Below are 17,644 nucleotides of genomic sequence, written 5' to 3' on the forward strand. Positions count from 1 at the left end.
AAAAAAGAAGACGTTTTGATAAAAGAATGAATTGAGTTATTTTTAGAATTTAAGGCAATACGATTAGATCTAATTTTTATAATGTATATGTGAAATTAAGAGTGAGATTCAGTTTTTTTGACTTCTTCGATCACTTCGTCTTCTAAATTCAGTTTAACAATACCAGCAGAGTTGGTCATTTTTTGCTGAGTTTGTAAGCGTTGAATCATACGTTCTAAAACATGTATTAGTTCAGGATATTCAAAGTTTTGTACTTCATCTAAGTTCAACAATAGATTAAAGCCTTTATATTCGTAGTCGAACCAACGCTGATAATCTGTTTTCTGTGAGGTGTACTTTTCCATCACTTGCCAAGTACGTACTGGGCCTTTGATACCTTTTAAGAAGATCGGTGCTTTGGGCGCACATAAATAGTCATTTTTCACTAAATGATGAGTGTCATCTGAAATCAAAATTTCGTCAACTTCAGCAGCACTTTGCAATCGTGCAGCCAAATTCGCATCACGACCCACGATGGTATATGCCATACGGTGAGCTGCACCATAGTTCCCAACGTGGCAATACCCTGTAGAAATACCCATACGAATGTGTAGCGGCGGATAACCCATTTTAATCCAGCGTTCACGCAGCAACTTCATTTGCTGACGCATGACCATTGCCATCTCTAAACAGGTTTTTGCATCTTGCTCTACGCCTTGGCTATGTGGATCACCAAAGAAGATTAGAATTGCATCCCCCATAAATTTATCGACAGTCGCTTCATACTGTTTGGCAATCTCTGTCATATGGCTCAAATAGTCATTGAGTAGAAATGCTAAATCGTCTGGGATTAATGTTTCAGAAAGTTCTGTGAACCCTTGGATATCTGAAAAGAAAATCGTGAGTTTTTTACGTTTATATTCAATTTTAGCCTCAGACTCACCTTTCATAATCGATTGCCAAAGTTGCATAGGCGCATAACGACTCAATTGATTGGCGAATTCCATATAACGATTCATCTGATCATAATAATGGTTCTTTTTATTGCTCAAAGACTGAACTTGGGTGTGTTGATAAAATGTCCCCACACTGAAATATGTAATAAGACACAAAAAACCTAGAACGGTTAACTCACTGCTGGTTGACTCAAAATATTCTTGAAAACCAAAGATATAAATATTACATAAATAAAATACAGTGACGCCTACAATTCCTGCCAAGGACATCATTAAGAAATTAATTTTGTTATAAATGGTTGTATATAGCAGCGCAAAGACCGCAAGAAAGGTTAAAACGAGGCTTAAATGTACTGCAGACATTAGTACAGCAATTACTATGATATCGATCAGAAAAAGCACATTGCTCTTAACTTGATTGCTATATCGATAAATTAACCAATGAGAAAACTTAGGAACGACTAAAATCAGAAAAAATAAAAATGCAGGAATATAGATTTGATATTGCGTATCTGGCTGAGTGTAATGATAGACAACAATCACCAAAGACAGCATGATATATCCCATCAAACGATGAAAATATTCAAACTGTTTAGGCTCTTTGCTGATTAAATTGTCTAACGGCACTCGATCGCCCCCATACGGACACTTATTCTTCTACTATCCTGATATTGTCCGTAAATCGGGATTAGTCCATACGCCAATCAAAAGGCATATCACCTTGACCACGTAGTGCAAGCATTAGTGTTTGGCGCATGTGTGCCAAGACATCATTGTTATAAGGAACTGCTGGCGTACCCCAAACTGGTTTCGGCCAAGCCACATCATTTTGATAACGAACAACATGATGAAAATGTAATTGTGGAACCATATTACCCAATGCAGCTACATTCATTTTGTCTGCACGGAATACACGTGACAATTGGCTTGATAACCAGCTTGATTCACGTAAAAACTGCTCTTGGTCTGCCTGACTTAATTCATAAAGCTCTGTAATTCCCGGAACACGTGGAATCAAAATAAGCCACGGGAATTGCATATCATTCATCAAACGACATGTTGACAGAGGAAAGTCGCCTACATAAAACGTATCTTGAGCAAGTTGTGGATGTAAACTAAACATATCTTTATAAATGATGCAAAATTAGAATGATGGCTAATACTATCACATCCTTATGGGTGTGAATATTCAGTACAGAACGTTTCATTACAAATAAACCGCATTTGAATAAAACGTTGCTTGCTTATGACTCTAATAAATTTTTCAAAAAAATCAAGCGTTTCTTCTATAGAAAAAACACGCATAAAAATCTACTCATTCTAAACAAGCAATTTATACGCCAAATCTAGTGATTTGGCGCTAATTCCTTCAGTAAACTGTCTAATAAGTCATTTATAAATTGAATGCGTTTGTCATATTCTTCGAGCATGACCATCACTTTTAGACGCTGTCCACCTTCCATTCGGAAGAAAGTCGGATGCTTTTGCATCATTTGGATGATGGATATGGCTTGAACTGGTGTATCTGGTGAGAACTCAATACTGCCGCCATGTGAGCTGATATCAATTTTAGTAATACCCAATTGTTCCGCTTTTAAACGCAACTGATGGACCGAGGATAACTGCTTAACTGCTTGTGGTGGTAAGCCAAAACGATCAATTAACTCCATACGAATGTTATCGAGTTTCTCTTGAGTATCCGTATTACTAATGCGTTTGTAGAACAATAACCGTTGATGTACATCACCTAAATAATCATCTGGAATTAAGGCTGGCATATGCATGCTAATTTCAGCCGTTAATGATAATGGTGAGTCAAAATTAGGTGTTTTGCCTTTTTGAATGGCTTTGGTGGCTTTTTCAAGCATTTCCATATATAGACTATAACCGATAGTTTGCATTGAGCCACTTTGCTGTTCACCTAGCAACTCACCTGCGCCACGAATTTCTAAATCTTCTGTTGCCAACATAAAACCGGCACCCAAAGTCGATGCACGCGAAATGGCATCTAGGCGTTTTTCAGCATCACCTTTTAAGCCTTTAAGCGAAGGCACAAGTAAATAGGCATAGGCTTGATGGTGCGATCGACCAACACGACCACGTAATTGATGCAACTGTGCAAGCCCCAGTTTATCTGCACGCTCAATCAAAATGGTATTGGCGTTTGGCACGTCAATCCCAGTTTCAATAATGGTTGAACACACCAGCACATTATATTCTTTGTGATAGAACTGCTGCATGATTTGCTCTAGCTCACGCTCACGCATTTGACCATGTGCTACTGCGACTCGTGCTTCAGGAACCAATTCACGTAAAGTCTCTGCCGTGCGTTCAATGGTCTCGACTTCATTGTGTAAGAAATACACTTGCCCGCCACGTAATAGTTCACGCAAGATCGCTTCTTTGATCGAATCTCCAGTATGCTCTTGCACAAAGGTTTTCACAGCAAGACGACGTGCAGGTGGCGTCGCAATAATAGATAGATCACGCATGCCACTAAAGGCCATATTCAGCGTACGTGGAATAGGCGTTGCAGTTAGCGTTAGCATATCAACATCGGCACGTAAAGCTTTAATTCGCTCTTTATCACGTACACCAAAACGGTGCTCTTCATCCACGATCATGAGACCGAGATTTTTAAATTGCACGCTTTCCTGCAAGATTTTATGTGTGCCAATCACGATATCCACTTTACCTTCTGCGAGGTCTTCAATGGTTTTGGTATGTGATTTTGATGAACCAAAGCGTGATAGGACTTCAATACGTACAGGCCAGTCCGCAAAACGGTCTTTGAAAGACTCGTAGTGCTGCTGCGCCAACAACGTGGTTGGAACAAGTACAGCCACTTGTTTGTTATTTTGTACTGCCACGAATGCAGCACGCATGGCCACTTCTGTTTTACCAAAACCGACATCACCACAAACCAAGCGATCCATTGGCTTCGCTTGTTGCATGTCATAGAGTGTCGCTTCAATAGCATTGGCTTGGTCTAAAGTTTCCTCATAGGCGAAGCCACTGGCAAACTGCATATAGAGACTTTGATCCAGTTCAAATCCATAACCCGGCTTCGAGTGACGACGGGCTTGAATATGTAAAAGTTCTGCCGCCACATCATGGATCTGCTCTAAAGCCTTGCGTTTGGCTTTAGACCATGCATCTGTGCCTAATTTATGTAATGGTGCTAAATCTGGGTCACCACCACTGTATCGGCTAATTAAATGCAGGTTTGTTACAGGGACATACACTTTGGCTGCATCAGCATAGTCTAACTGCAAAAATTCATGGTCTTGGTCATCGATACTCAAGGTAATTAAACCTGCATATCGCCCCACACCATGATCAATGTGAACCACAGGTGCGCCAATACTTAGCTCGGTTAAACTGCGAACAAGGAACTCTTCTGATACTTCCTGTTGGCGTTTACGACGACGTTGAACCACACGGTGTTCATAAAGCTGATTTTCAGAAATTACACTGAGTTTGTCAGTTAGCAATAAACCACGATCTAAGGGCGCATTGGTGATCGCAATCGCATGCATAGAATGCATAAAATCATCAAAACTTTCGACCGTCGGGATATCTCCCAAACTCGGACGCAACGCATCTTTTAAGGTTTCACGTCGACCTGCACTTTCAGCCACCAAAAGCACTGGATAATTTGCCGCATCGATATATTGCTTAACAGCTGAAAATGGCTTTTCACGTTTTGGATCGACAGGTAAACGGGGTGGAATCTCAGCTGCAAGATTGATCACGCCATTGCGTTCATCAAAAGCCTCAGGTGAAGCCACGATACGACGGCAAAGATTTAATTGTTCTAACACTTGATTTGGTTGTAGGAAAATCTGCTCTGGCGGCAAAATCGGTTGGTCGACATTATGACGACGGTCTTCATAACGACGCACAATGTCTGACCAAAACTGAATTAATGTGTCATCTATGGCTCTGTCTGTAATGACAATGCCATTCTCTGGTAAGTACGAAAATAGCGTACTTTGCTCTCTCATGGCTTGTTCAGAGAAGAACAACGGAAAATAAAACTCAATACCCGGTGAAGCTATACCATCTTGTACATCTTGATAAATTGGGTTTTTCTTTGGATTTGCCGTCGGAAAATTTTCCGCATATCGATCACGAAACAGTGAACGTGCTTCTTTTAATGGAAATTCTTTTGCAGGTAAAACCGTAAAATAATCTAAGTTTTGGGTGGTTCGCTGAGTTTCAGGATCAAAGAATTTGAGGGTATCGATTTCATCATCAAATAAGTCAATACGAATCGGTGAACTTTGCCCCGAAGCGTAAATATCCATGATGCTGCCGCGTACTGCAAATTCACCATGATCATAAACGGTATCCACCAAGTGATAGCCCGCTTGTACTAATCTTAATTTTTGTTGTTCGATATCAAATTTTTGACCCACTTTAATATCAAAGTGTTCACCTAATACCCAAGATGCAGGCGCAACTCGCTGCGCTAAAGTTGTTGCTGAAACCAACAACACGCCTTGCTGTGGCATATTAGACAAAATCGCCAAGCGTTCAGAAACAATGTCTTGATGTGGCGACAGCCGGTCATAAGGTAAAATTTCCCAATCTGGGAAAATAGTCGGCTTAATTCCGTAAAATTCCAGCTCACTTTCTAACTGCCCGAGATGCTGATTATTACGTGCAACAATCACAAACAACTGTTTCGATTGTTTGCTAATTTCTTTAAATAATAATGCAGCAGATGAGCCTTGTAAGTTTCCGACCCACCGCTTTTCGCCAGCTTTAAGCTGTTTAAGATTGAGTTGTGAAATTTCTTGCTGGAACATGATGTAAATAGCTTTTAATGTTTTAATCACTTAGTGATCATATTAACACGATGCTTTTTACATTCCGAGATTTAAGCAACTATATACAGTGTTTTAACCAATATGGATTTGCGATTGTATTTTCTATTGATGAGTACCCTTAACGTACACATCAAACTCAAACACTGCAGTCCATTCACTTACTTACGATCACGGATGAATTGACGATAATAATCATTCAATAGTTTGACATAGAGTTTAAACTGCAACAGATTTTCTTCAGTATTGCCTAATCGTGCAACAAAGCGTTGACTTGCAATTTCCAGGTCTATTTTTTCATTGATAATCATTGCAGTGGCATAGAGCTGTTTTAAATCATCGAAATTTGTCATTTTTCTATTTGACAGATATTCCATACGTTCAGACAAAGTATTTAAAACTACGCCTTCAATGATATAGCCCTGAGTTTCATCATATTGAATGTGGTGTTGTTCTAAGTAAAGTTGCTCAGGCGACTCTTTAGCGCCTTTGAATAAATCGACTAACTTATTAAACATCTGACTATCTACAACATGATAAAAAACCTATTGTACTTCGATTACATCCTTTTTTGGGCAAGTTAAAGTATTTCTGACTTTATCTATGCGCTAAATTTTTCATCCAAACCTTCATGACTATATATAGAACTATAATTACGATCTTAAGCAAATATAGCGTTTTATTTTCAACCCAATACTTTCTTTTAGAAATTAAGTTCCTATTAGAGACTTAATACATCACTGCCATCAGATTAGTTCTCTAGCTTTACCACTGATTTCTTCAAATAAAAAACGAAGGTTTAACCTTCGTCATTTACCCATCATTTAGCTATTTAAAAGTCCTAAATAAGCATTTAACTCACTTGAGCGAGTGGCATACTAAATGGTGTCACTTCAGAAACTAGATTTTCAATCGAGAAAATTTCATCCAATTGACTTTCAGTTAACAGCTCTTGCTCTAAAACTACTTGGCGAATGGTTTTATTTTCGGCAATACATTGCTTACCGATTTCATCACATTTTGCATGACCTAAATATGGATCGAGTAAGGTCACGATTCCTACACTACGCATCACAGCATCAAAACACGCTTGCTCATTTGCCTGAATCCCTTGAATACATTTGCTGTCTAATGTTTTTACGGCATTCACCAAAAGCTCAATCGATTCATTCATGGACAATGCAATGACCGGCTCCATGACATTTAATTGTAATTGCCCTGCTTCTGCAGCCAAAGTAATGGTTAAATCATTACCCATCACTCGAAATGCAATTTGGTTGACCACTTCTGGGATCACTGGATTAACCTTTGCAGGCATGATCGACGAACCTGCTTGTAACTCAGGTAAACGAATTTCCGCTAAACCTGTTCGTGGCCCCGAACTTAAAAGACGTAAGTCATTACAAATTTTAGAAAGTTTGACAGCTAAACGTTTTAAGCAACTCGATAATAAAATAAATACGCCGCAATCGCTGGTTGCTTCAACATAGTCTTCTGCACCTTGCAATTTTAGACCAGTCAAATGAGCTAGATTTTCAACGGCCTTCGCTGCATAACCCGCAGGAGAATTCACGCCAGTACCAATTGCTGTCGCACCTAAATTAATTTCCAATAGAAGCTGTCGATTTTGCTCAATCAACTTCAAATCTTCTTTTAATAATGTTGCAAATGCTCGGAACTCTTGCCCCAAAGTCATCGGAACAGCATCTTGTAACTGTGTACGCCCCATTTTGATGACATGTTTAAACTCATCGGCTTTAATATGTAAGCTTCCAATTAGCTGATTTAAAACCACAAATAAAGCATCAAAAGCGCTAAATGTTGCTAGACGCAGCGCTGTTGGATAGACATCATTGGTGGATTGTGACTTATTAACATGATCGTTTGGATGAATCCGTTGATAACTACCTTTTGCATCTCCAAGTGATTCAAGGGCAATATTGGCAATGACTTCATTGGCATTCATATTGATCGATGTGCCTGCTCCACCTTGATAAATATCAATTGGAAATGAATCTGCCCATTGTTCAGGATGATCAATCAATGCATCACACGCCTGCTGAATCGCTTGGCGAATATCATCTTGTATTAAGTTAAATTGATAATTGGTTTCTGCTGACGCTTTTTTTACCTGAGCAATAGCGCGTACAAAGTTTAAATTTTGTCCGACATGCTGCTTTGATATTTGAAAGTTTTCGATGGCACGCAATGTATGTATACCGTAATAACATGACTGCGGGACTGCTTTATCCCCCAATAAATCATGCTCTATTCTCGTTTTTTCCATTTGAACCGTTGTCACTGCGCATTCCCTCTAATTACGCACCAAGACTGTGCATACCTCATATTCGACCTGTTCAAATCATCTCACTACAGATGATGTGATGCACATTTGCAACCAAATATTTCAAATGCACATTTCTTGTTCACCATGTAACATTGTGTAATTTTTACCTAATTTCATTAGTTCTCTTTTTGTGATGAAAAGTCTTAAGTAGATTTACATTTCAAAATTTAAATTCCCTTCTGTACAACATTTCAGCAGCACAATAAAAAATTCGATTTGTAATAAGAAAAAATATCATTTACGCAAAACATACATAAAATATGCTTAAAGGTTACAGAGTGTAATTTTTAAATCGTGCTTGAATCTGCGACTTACGACAGAAGTACAAATTTTCATCTAGGACAGAGATGATTTGCTTTCATTAAGGATGAACCGCCTATGAGCCATTTAAACCCGACATTAGTCACCTTTATTTTTTATATTCTTGCAATGCTTGCCATTGGTTTGTATGCCTACAAAGCTACGCATAACTTTGACGAATACATTTTAGGTGGACGAAGTTTAGGAAGTGTTGTGACCGCACTTTCAGCAGGTGCATCCGACATGAGTGGTTGGCTACTCATGGGTCTCCCTGGTGCAATTTATCTATCTGGTCTTTCCGAAGCTTGGATTGCAATCGGCTTAATTATCGGTGCTTGGTTGAACTGGCTGATCGTTGCTGGTCGCTTGCGTGTTCATACCGAATATCAAAATAATGCCCTGACCCTGCCCGATTATTTCACGAGCCGTTTTGCAGACCGTAAAAAGATTTTACGTATCATTTCAGCTGTAGTGATTTTAGTGTTCTTTGCGATTTACTGTGCTTCTGGCATGGTCGCTGGCGCACGACTTTTCGAAAGTTTATTCGGTTGGAACTACACAACAGCACTGTGGATTGGTGCAATTGCAACCATCAGCTATGTCTGTATTGGTGGATTCTTAGCGATCAGTTGGACCGATACTTTCCAAGCGGGTCTGATGATCTTTGCACTGCTGATCACACCGATCATCGCCTACCTTGCTTTAGGTGATAACAGTCAAAATCTTGCTGCTGTTTTGGAAACAGCTCGCCCACAAGCTTCTAATTTATTTGAAGGTTTAAGTACAGTTGCGATTTTATCCAGCATGGCATGGGGCTTAGGCTATTTTGGTCAGCCGCATATTTTGGTTCGCTTTATGGCAGCCGATTCTGTTAAATCCATTCCGAATGCACGACGCATTGGTATGACATGGATGATCCTGTGTCTAGGCGGTGCTGTAGCAGTGGGTTATATCGGTATTGCTTACTTCCAAGTCCACCCAGAACTGGCAAGTGTCGTTAATGCCAACCCTGAAACGGTATTTATGGAGTTGACTAAAATTCTATTCAATCCGTGGATTGCTGGGATTATTTTAGCCGCAATTTTAGCTGCGGTGATGAGCACACTTAGCTGTCAGTTATTGGTTTGCTCAACCACCTTGACGGAAGATTTGTACAAAGGATTTATTCGTAAAAATGCATCGCAAAAAGAATTGGTTTGGATTGGACGTGCGATGGTCTTGGCAATTGCCGTATTTGCAATCACCTTTGCAATGAACCCTGCAAGTAAAGTTTTAGGCTTAGTGGCTTATGCATGGGCAGGTTTCGGTGCTGCATTTGGCCCACTGATTATTCTTTCATTGCTTTGGAAACGTATGACGCTTAACGGAGCAATCATTGGCATGATCGTAGGTGCTGTGACTGTCATCGTGTGGAAAAACTACTTAGGCCACCTTGGTTTATACGAAATCATTCCAGGCTTTATTTTCTCTGCGATCAGTATCGTTGTCGTGAGCTTATTGGGCAAAGCACCTGAAGCTGAAGTTGTTGAACGCTTTGAAAAAGCCGAAGCGCAATATCAAAAAGAAATGTCTGAAATCTAAAATTTTTGACACTAAAAAGGGGCTAAATGCCCCTTTTTAGTACTCAATTATTGATGATTAGCTACTTCGGCCGAGCCGCAGGTTTCAGCTTAATTTGCATACTTTCTTTGATCACTTCCATCACAGGATAACTACGCGTTTCCTTGATACCAGGTAATTGCCAAAGCACCTGCCCTGAAATTTTTCTAAATTCTTCCATGTTTGCACAGCGTATTTTCACTACAAAATCAAAACCACCGCTGATCATGTGACATTCTACGATTTCTGGAATTTGACGCACTGCATCCGAAAAATCTTCCAATACGTTGGGTGTGGTTTTATCTAGTAAAATCTCCACAAAAACCACAAATCCATTGTTGAGTAAGACCGGATTTAAACGTGCTTCATAGCCTAAAATAAAGCCTTCCTTCGATAATTTTTGCACACGTGCCAACGCCGCAGTAGGTGATAAATTCACCATTTCTGCAAGCTTAATATTGGACAATTTTCCATCTTGTTGCAGCAGCTCTAAAATTCGAATATCTATACGGTCTAAGCTCAAATATGGGCTAGTCATCTGAATTTTTCTCTAAATATTATTAAAACTATAGTGAGTTATTCGCTAAATATTCTGTGATGATAAATTAAATAAAGGATCAAGCTCAAGATTTATTTGCTCGTCATAGAACTTTGACACGGAAATTTGAAACATGAATGGAAAAGTATTTGAAGTCACGGGAAGCGATGACTACATCACCGAATTTAAAGACAAGAATAGCTTTGAACAATCTATTAATACAGCATGGCGTCGTGCTGAAACTGAGTGCATTGAAAACTTATTAGCACACAGTGAAATCCCTTCCCCAATCAGCGATCAAATTCAACAATTGGCTTTTGACTTAGCCCATTCATTACGTGAACGTAAAAGCGGTACAGGTAAAGCAGGCATTGTACAAGGCTTGCTACAAGAGTTTTCATTGTCTTCTCAGGAAGGCATCGCGCTCATGTGTTTAGCTGAAGCGCTACTCCGTATTCCAGACAAAGCAACACGTGATTTACTGATCAAAGATAAAATCAACCAAGGTAACTGGAAAGATCATGTTGGCCAAAGTAGCCTCATGTTCGTAAATGCTGCTGCTTGGGGTTTAATGCTGACGGGTAAACTAATGGAAACCCCTCAACAAAAAAGTCTGTCTAGTCTATTGACGGGTATTTTAGCACGCAGTGGACGTGGCATTATCCGTAAAGCTGTCGACGTGGCTATGCGTATGATGGGCGAACAGTTTGTTACAGGTGAAACCATCAATGAAGCGCTTAAACATGCAGAAATTTTAGAAGACAAAGGCTTCCGCTATTCATATGACATGTTGGGTGAAGCAGCATTAACTGAACCTGATGCAGAACGTTATTATCAAGACTATACCGATGCGATCCACGCGATTGGTCAAGCCTCTGAAGGTAAGGATGTTTATAACGGCGCAGGTATTTCGATCAAATTGTCTGCCCTACACCCGCGCTATCAACGTTCACAGATCGACCGTGTGCATAACGAACTTTATGGCAAAGTGCTTGAACTTGCAGTATTAGCCAAGCATTACAATATTGGTCTAAACATTGATGCTGAAGAAACTGACCGCCTAGAAATTTCTTTGGAACTACTTGAGCGCCTGTGTTTTGAGCCTAAATTAGCAGACTGGAAAGGTATTGGATTTGTGATTCAAGCCTACCAAAAGCGCTGTTTCTATGTGGTCGACCATATTATTGACCTCGCTAAGCGTAGCCAAAAACGTTTAATGATCCGCTTAGTGAAAGGTGCATACTGGGACAGCGAAATTAAGAAAGCGCAAATTGAAGGTATGAGTGACTATCCTGTATTTACGCGCAAAGTTCATACCGACCTGTCTTATATTGCATGTGCTAAAAAACTTTTAGCAGCACCTGAGCAAATTTATCCTCAGTTTGCAACACACAATGCGCAAACCGTTGCTACGATCTACCAATTAGCACAGCCAGAGCTTTACTATCCAGGCCAGTATGAATTTCAGTGCCTTCACGGCATGGGTGAACCCCTCTATGAACAAGTGGTAGGTTCGAAGTCTAATAACAAACTGGGTGTGCCTTGTCGTATTTATGCACCAGTGGGTAACCATGAAACCTTATTGGCCTATTTGGTTCGACGTTTACTGGAAAATGGTGCGAATACCTCTTTCGTCAACCGTATTGCAGATAAAAATTTAAAAATTGAAGATTTAATTGAAAATCCAAGACAGACGATATTAGCGACGGCTGAAAAAGAAGGTATCACTAGCGCTAAGCATCCTTCTATCCCATTTCCGCAAGATTTGTATGGCACAGAACGTCGCAACTCAAAAGGACTCGATTTAGCCAATGATCGCGACTTATCTCAGCTCAATACCACGGCAGTACAGCATGCACATACCCAGTGGCATGCTAGTGCAATGGGCGCTAATTTAGAAGAAATTCATACTGCAAGTATCAACATTACAAACCCTGCAAACCGTAGTGATGTGGTCGGCAGTGTCAGTGAAGCTAGTCTAGAGCAAGCAGAAATCGCTCTCAATAATGCGGTAAATGCCCAAGCTTCATGGAAAACTTTAGACAAAGATCAGCGTGCAGCATGCTTAAACCGTGCGGCAGATTTGATGGAAGCACAATTGCAATCTCTTATGGTGTTGTTGTCACGTGAAAGTGGTAAAACTTATGCCAATGCTATTGCTGAAGTCCGTGAAGCTGTAGATTTCCTACGTTATTATGCAGCTCAAATGATTGATCTAGCAGAAAATACGCAAATTGAACCTCTTGGCACTGTGCTGTGCATTAGCCCATGGAACTTCCCGCTTGCTATTTTCACAGGTCAAATTGCTGCAGCCTTGGTTGCAGGTAATACCGTGATTGCCAAGCCTGCTGAACAAACGCCACTGATTGCTGCTCAAGCTGTACATATTTTATGGGAAGCAGGTGTTCCCTTCGATGTATTGCAACTCCTTCCTGGCCGTGGCGAAACCATTGGTGCCAAACTCAGCGCGGACTCACGTGTCCAAGGCATCATGTTTACTGGCTCAACGGAAGTCGCACGTATCTTGCAAAAAACCGTGGCACAGCGCTTAAACCAATTTGGCGAAAGCGTGGTATTGATTGCTGAAACTGGCGGTCAAAATGCCATGATTGTTGACTCATCAGCATTGACAGAACAAGTGGTATTGGATGTCGTTAACTCTGCCTATGACAGTGCAGGTCAACGCTGTTCTGCCCTACGTATTCTCTGTGTACAAGAAGATAATGTGGACGTTGTCCGTACCATGTTACAAGGTGCGATGAAGCAACTTCGTGTCGGAAATCCTGCACTTTTAGCAACTGACATTGGCCCAGTGATCGACCTTGAAGCACAGCAAAATATTGAAAAACATATTGAGAAGATGCGTAGCAAAGGCTATCCAGTACATCAAATCATGTTTAATGCTGATGACAATGCCTTAAGTACGGGAACTTTCGTTGCACCAACTTTGATTGAACTGCCAAATTTAAATGATTTAGAACGCGAAGTTTTTGGGCCAGTATTGCATTTAATCACCTACAAATATGGTGAGATTGAAAACCTATTAACGCAAATTAATGCCAAAGGTTATGGTTTAACCATGGGCTTGCATACACGTATTGATGACACGATTCAAAAAGTCATCGGTCATGCAGAAGTCGGCAACTTGTACATTAACCGTAATATTGTAGGTGCTGTGGTCGGTGTACAGCCTTTTGGTGGCGAAGGCTTATCAGGTACAGGTCCAAAAGCTGGCGGTCCTTTATATCTTTACCGTTTAATGCATCAAATTTCTGAGAAAAAATTGGCTACACCTTATGCTGCTCAGGCAGAAACACAAGCTGCACACTTCCCTGCATATGAAGCTTTTAACGCTTGGGCGAAGCAGCATTTTTCAGGCATTGCGATTCAAACACCACAGGCCATAGCCGCAGGACAAAGTTTTGAACTGCAAGGACCAACCGGTGAAAACAACCAATATGCCATTTTGGCACGTAAAGGTGTACTTTCACTAGCCAATAATGATGCAGATCAACTGAATCAAATTGCTGCGATTTTATCGGTGGGTAGTCAACCCGTGGTACTTGCAGACAATACTTTTGTGTTGAAACACTTAAATAGCATGCCGAAAATCCTCGTGGACCAATTTAAAGTGATCACGGATCTTTATCATGGCAATTTTGATGCAGTTTTACATCATGGTGAAAAAGCTGAGTTATTAAAAATTCAACAAGTCATTGCATCTCGTGAAGGTGCAATTATTGGCATTACGCATTTAGCTTCAGGCCAATATGACATCCCTGTAGAACGTTTCGTGATTGAGCGGGCAATCAGTGTCAATACTGCGGCAGCCGGTGGTAATGCCAGCTTAATGACGATGAATTAAACATTCGAATGAACTCCAACTAATCAGTTCCTCACTTAGCTCAATCTTTATGAATGTTCCATAAAGATTGAGCGTTTTTTTAACTACCCCTAGATAAATATTCTGTTTAGCGCATTCAGACTCATTTTCTCGACAGATAAATACAGCCAAAAGTGGAATTAATTTAGTCTTATAAGGTGAATTTTGCTAACATGACTTTTTTTAATATGTTTGCGATTTTTTACTGCATATGACTTCAACTTATCAGCAACAACTTGATGCCAAAGTTGCCCGCATTACGGCTCAATTTTCAGAATACAACCCTCCCTCTTTAGAAGTTTTTCCTTCTGCTGAACAAAACTTTCGTATGCGAGCGGAATTCCGAATTTGGCATACTGAAAATGATATGTTCTATGCAATGTTTGAACGCAATGCAGACAATGAAAAACAAGTTGTCGAAATTAAAGATTTCCCGATTGCAGATAAAAGCATTAATGATTTAATGCCCGTATTATTAAATGAACTCAAGGCACAAGAGATCTTATCTAGCCGATTATTTGAAGTTCATTTCTTAGCAACGCTGAAAGGTGAAATGCTGGTTTCATTGGTTTACCGCTGCCCGCTCAATGCTGAATGGGAAGTTGCTGCAAAAGCGCTGTCTGAAAAGCTCAATATCAAGATTTATGGTCGTAGTCGTGGTCAGCGCGTGATTTTAACTGATGACTATGTGGTTGAAGAACTCCAAGTATTTGACCGTAAATATCAGTATAAACAAATTGAAAGTAGCTTCACACAGCCAAATGCCGGCGTATGTCAAAAAATGCTGGAATGGGCGTGTCAGGCTGCCGATCATTCAGACAAAGACTTACTTGAGCTCTACTGTGGTAATGGTAATTTCACGCTGCCTCTTTCCACACGCTTTAATCGCGTTTTGGCAACCGAATTAGCCAAGTCTTCAGTTTATGCCGCGCAGTGGAATATTGAGCAAAATGGTATTGATAATATCCAAGTGGCTCGTCTTTCAGCTGAAGAGTTTACCCAAGCCTACAATGCTGAACGTACATTCCGCCGCCTTGAAGAAGCTGAGATTGAAATTTCAAGCTATAACTTCGATACGGTATTTGTCGATCCACCGCGTGCAGGTATCGATGATGAAACACTAAAACTGTTGCAACGTTTTGAACGCATTATCTATATTTCATGCAACCCAGATACTTTACATGACAATCTTAAACTGCTTTCACAAACGCATAAAATCAGTAAATTTGCCTTGTTTGATCAATTCCCTTATACACACCATGTAGAGTCTGGTGTGTTTCTTGAGAAGATTTAAACAAATTATTTCAAGTCATGTTGTTGTTATAAAAGGAGCTTTCTAAAAGCTCCTTTTTTATATGCTAAAAAAGCTTTATTTTCTCGCCACATGCAGTGCAATGGATGCCTTTTTATATCAATTAGGCAAAGATTCTAAAAGTCCAATCGAAAAAATGATCATTCAACTGGCTAAAATATCACTTTAGTAGTCTTGCTTTATTTATTGGATTGGTTATATTTCGTCCTATGTTAGGTCGCAAATGAAGGCTCTATGAGTTTTTGGCATAAGTTGTTCGCTAAAGAACAGCAAAACGGGCATAAGAATCAAATTGCCTGTGTTGAAAATGATTGCTCTTGTAAAACCAATGAACAGCTTATTGCTGCTCTTACAAAGGCAACGGATGAAGATGTTATCCTCGGTATCAAAAAAGTACTCGCTTCGCGCGGTTATAGCCGTAAGGAATTAAATGAAATCCAACATCTACCTCTACAGTAGAGTCTGAACATTCAATGTTCAAACAAGGCATTCTGTTTTACAGAGTGCCTTTTTCATTTTTAGTCTAATCAAAAATATGCCGCTTATTTACAGATCAGGTTTTGTGGATTGGCCACATCGCTATTTACAGCTTTTATGCTATGCTCCAAGGCAACTCAGTGATGTCTAATTTTTAAACACACGACAATAAAACCTAATATTGCACTAAATTAGAGGCAGATGACCTCTAAACAGCATTGATATAAAAACTAAAGGAATGCACATGAATAAATTAACAAATTGCCTTGTTACCTGCTGTATACTTAGTCTAAGTGCTTGTAGCCAAATCCCCAAAGAATGCGAAGAATCCTGGGATAAACTCGAAGCCTTGTCGAAACAAATGGGCTTAAACGAAGAACAAATCAAAGAACAGAAAAAACAGTTTGAAGAAAGTATTAAAAAACAATCTAAAGAACAAGCCATTCAAATGTGCCAAACCCAAAGTACCTTTTTAGGTTTAGTCGGCAAATAAACAGTAGTTTCTATCAATCTAAACACTGTACAGATGAAACCCGATTATTCGGGCTTTTATTGTTTGCATTGAGATGCTGTTGTATACGCTACAATTGGCCCTAAAGGTTTCAAACTTGAATCATGTCTATTCAATGCTTGAATATCTGCACTAGACACAGATCCATCTAAATACAAGGCATTGTTAATCGATAATTGCTGCTTAAAATATTGTGCAAATGCATAAAACGACACGCCTTCACGACTGATCACAAAATACAACTTCCCGTTCTTGATCCCCACGCCATTGCGGATTTTCAATGAATCTGACTGTGGGATAAAGTTTGGATTGATTTTTCCATCTACCACCAGCATTGGACCTGACTGCGTTGCATAACGTGCCTTAAAATCTGTGGAAGCATATTTTTGTGTAGTTAATATCACCGCTTGCTTGTCATTCCATGCCAGAACACCATTCGGCTGAATTAAAAAATTACCAAAGCCTCGTGTTGCACGATTCAAGGCTTTTTTCTGCAGCCCATTTTCAACGTAAAGACCAACAGGCGCTAAGTCTGCATGATACATCCCTGCATTCATTGCGAAGTTCATCGTATTACACTTACGCGCTAATGACTGCTTTAAACGCTGTAGGTCTCGATATGGCTGCTGCTCTGCATCATATAAATAGAGCTTTAGTTGACTCAGATCCGAAATTTCAACCACATCCACTGCAATGGGCTGACTGACACGTTTCGCTTGAATATTGGCATAGGAAATAGTCGGTGAGAAAATCAGACCGAGCAGCATCATAAAGCGCATTTTTTTAAACATTGAGGTTGATTGAAGACCAAGCATGACCCTATCCATAGTGCACGTTAAAAATCGAACAAATTTTAGCTAAATCATCGCTAAAATAGTCGATTAATTCACAGATTAAAAGTAGACTAATC

Annotated in this window: 12 protein-coding genes; 5 read left to right on the forward strand and 7 right to left on the reverse strand. The window is 39.9% G+C overall.

The window, feature by feature from the left end; translation table 11 throughout:
- Positions 1-95 precede the first annotated feature (95 nt).
- The 5 genes from FTT92_RS03430 to aspA form a co-directional block, all read right to left on the reverse strand.
- Positions 96-1,562 carry an adenylate/guanylate cyclase domain-containing protein gene (locus tag FTT92_RS03430; protein WP_180171455.1) on the reverse strand — a complete coding sequence of 489 codons (1,467 nt, stop codon included), beginning with the start codon at positions 1,560-1,562 and terminating at the stop codon, positions 96-98.
- Between the two features lie 61 nt (positions 1,563-1,623).
- Complete coding sequence (locus FTT92_RS03435; protein WP_067762788.1) at positions 1,624-2,058, reverse strand: HIT domain-containing protein; 435 nt, start codon at positions 2,056-2,058, stop codon at positions 1,624-1,626.
- A gap of 223 nt (positions 2,059-2,281) precedes the next feature.
- The gene (mfd, locus tag FTT92_RS03440) at positions 2,282-5,749 is read right to left on the reverse strand and encodes a transcription-repair coupling factor (RefSeq protein ID WP_180171605.1); all 3,468 of its coding nucleotides are present in this window, start codon (positions 5,747-5,749) and stop codon (positions 2,282-2,284) included.
- Between the two features lie 179 nt (positions 5,750-5,928).
- Positions 5,929-6,285 carry a hypothetical protein gene (locus tag FTT92_RS03445; RefSeq protein ID WP_078193486.1) on the reverse strand — a complete coding sequence of 119 codons (357 nt, stop codon included), beginning with the start codon at positions 6,283-6,285 and terminating at the stop codon, positions 5,929-5,931.
- A gap of 335 nt (positions 6,286-6,620) precedes the next feature.
- Positions 6,621-8,069: an aspartate ammonia-lyase gene (gene aspA / locus FTT92_RS03450; protein ID WP_180171456.1), complete on the reverse strand. Its 1,449-nt coding sequence runs from the start codon at positions 8,067-8,069 to the stop codon at positions 6,621-6,623.
- Positions 8,070-8,492: 423 nt separating this feature from the next.
- Here aspA and putP point away from each other — a divergent pair, with 423 nt between their 5' ends.
- Positions 8,493-9,995, forward strand: a complete 1,503-nt coding sequence (gene putP / locus FTT92_RS03455) for a sodium/proline symporter PutP (protein WP_180171457.1) — start codon at positions 8,493-8,495, stop codon at positions 9,993-9,995.
- Positions 9,996-10,056: 61 nt separating this feature from the next.
- Here putP and FTT92_RS03460 read toward each other — a convergent pair whose 3' ends face one another.
- Positions 10,057-10,551, reverse strand: coding sequence for an Lrp/AsnC ligand binding domain-containing protein (locus FTT92_RS03460; protein WP_111883723.1), 495 nt, complete (start codon positions 10,549-10,551; stop codon positions 10,057-10,059).
- Between the two features lie 133 nt (positions 10,552-10,684).
- Here FTT92_RS03460 and putA point away from each other — a divergent pair, with 133 nt between their 5' ends.
- From putA to FTT92_RS03480, 4 genes are all read left to right on the forward strand, one after another.
- Positions 10,685-14,416, forward strand: a complete 3,732-nt coding sequence (putA, locus tag FTT92_RS03465; protein WP_180171458.1) for a trifunctional transcriptional regulator/proline dehydrogenase/L-glutamate gamma-semialdehyde dehydrogenase — start codon at positions 10,685-10,687, stop codon at positions 14,414-14,416.
- Between the two features lie 229 nt (positions 14,417-14,645).
- Positions 14,646-15,728: a tRNA (uridine(54)-C5)-methyltransferase TrmA gene (trmA, locus tag FTT92_RS03470; RefSeq protein ID WP_180171459.1), complete on the forward strand. Its 1,083-nt coding sequence runs from the start codon at positions 14,646-14,648 to the stop codon at positions 15,726-15,728.
- Positions 15,729-15,980: 252 nt separating this feature from the next.
- Entirely contained in the window at positions 15,981-16,205 is a 225-nt protein-coding gene (locus FTT92_RS03475; protein ID WP_078188679.1) for a hypothetical protein, read from the forward strand.
- A gap of 262 nt (positions 16,206-16,467) precedes the next feature.
- Positions 16,468-16,716, forward strand: a complete 249-nt coding sequence (locus FTT92_RS03480; RefSeq protein ID WP_180010125.1) for a hypothetical protein — start codon at positions 16,468-16,470, stop codon at positions 16,714-16,716.
- Positions 16,717-16,772: 56 nt separating this feature from the next.
- Here the strand turns inward: FTT92_RS03480 and FTT92_RS03485 are convergent, their stop codons facing one another.
- Positions 16,773-17,549 carry a phosphodiester glycosidase family protein gene (locus FTT92_RS03485; protein ID WP_257229270.1) on the reverse strand — a complete coding sequence of 259 codons (777 nt, stop codon included), beginning with the start codon at positions 17,547-17,549 and terminating at the stop codon, positions 16,773-16,775.
- Between the last annotated feature and the right edge of the window lie 95 nt (positions 17,550-17,644).

Source organism: Acinetobacter sp. YH12023, from assembly GCF_013420135.1.
In the GTDB taxonomy this organism is placed as follows: domain Bacteria; phylum Pseudomonadota; class Gammaproteobacteria; order Pseudomonadales; family Moraxellaceae; genus Acinetobacter; species Acinetobacter amyesii.

Excerpts from the sequence above, each read along its gene's own strand:
- putA (WP_180171458.1), top strand. The coding sequence starts at position 10,685 with ATGAATGGAAAAGTATTTGAAGTCACGGGAAGCGATGACTACATCACC.
- FTT92_RS03485 (WP_257229270.1), bottom strand. The coding sequence starts at position 17,549 with ATGCTTGGTCTTCAATCAACCTCAATGTTTAAAAAAATGCGCTTTATG.
- FTT92_RS03435 (WP_067762788.1), bottom strand. The coding sequence starts at position 2,058 with ATGTTTAGTTTACATCCACAACTTGCTCAAGATACGTTTTATGTAGGC.
- trmA (WP_180171459.1), top strand. The coding sequence starts at position 14,646 with ATGACTTCAACTTATCAGCAACAACTTGATGCCAAAGTTGCCCGCATT.
- mfd (WP_180171605.1), bottom strand. The coding sequence starts at position 5,749 with ATGTTCCAGCAAGAAATTTCACAACTCAATCTTAAACAGCTTAAAGCT.
- FTT92_RS03480 (WP_180010125.1), top strand. The coding sequence starts at position 16,468 with ATGAATAAATTAACAAATTGCCTTGTTACCTGCTGTATACTTAGTCTA.
- FTT92_RS03460 (WP_111883723.1), bottom strand. The coding sequence starts at position 10,551 with ATGACTAGCCCATATTTGAGCTTAGACCGTATAGATATTCGAATTTTA.
- FTT92_RS03475 (WP_078188679.1), top strand. The coding sequence starts at position 15,981 with ATGAGTTTTTGGCATAAGTTGTTCGCTAAAGAACAGCAAAACGGGCAT.
- FTT92_RS03445 (WP_078193486.1), bottom strand. The coding sequence starts at position 6,285 with ATGTTTAATAAGTTAGTCGATTTATTCAAAGGCGCTAAAGAGTCGCCT.
- putP (WP_180171457.1), top strand. The coding sequence starts at position 8,493 with ATGAGCCATTTAAACCCGACATTAGTCACCTTTATTTTTTATATTCTT.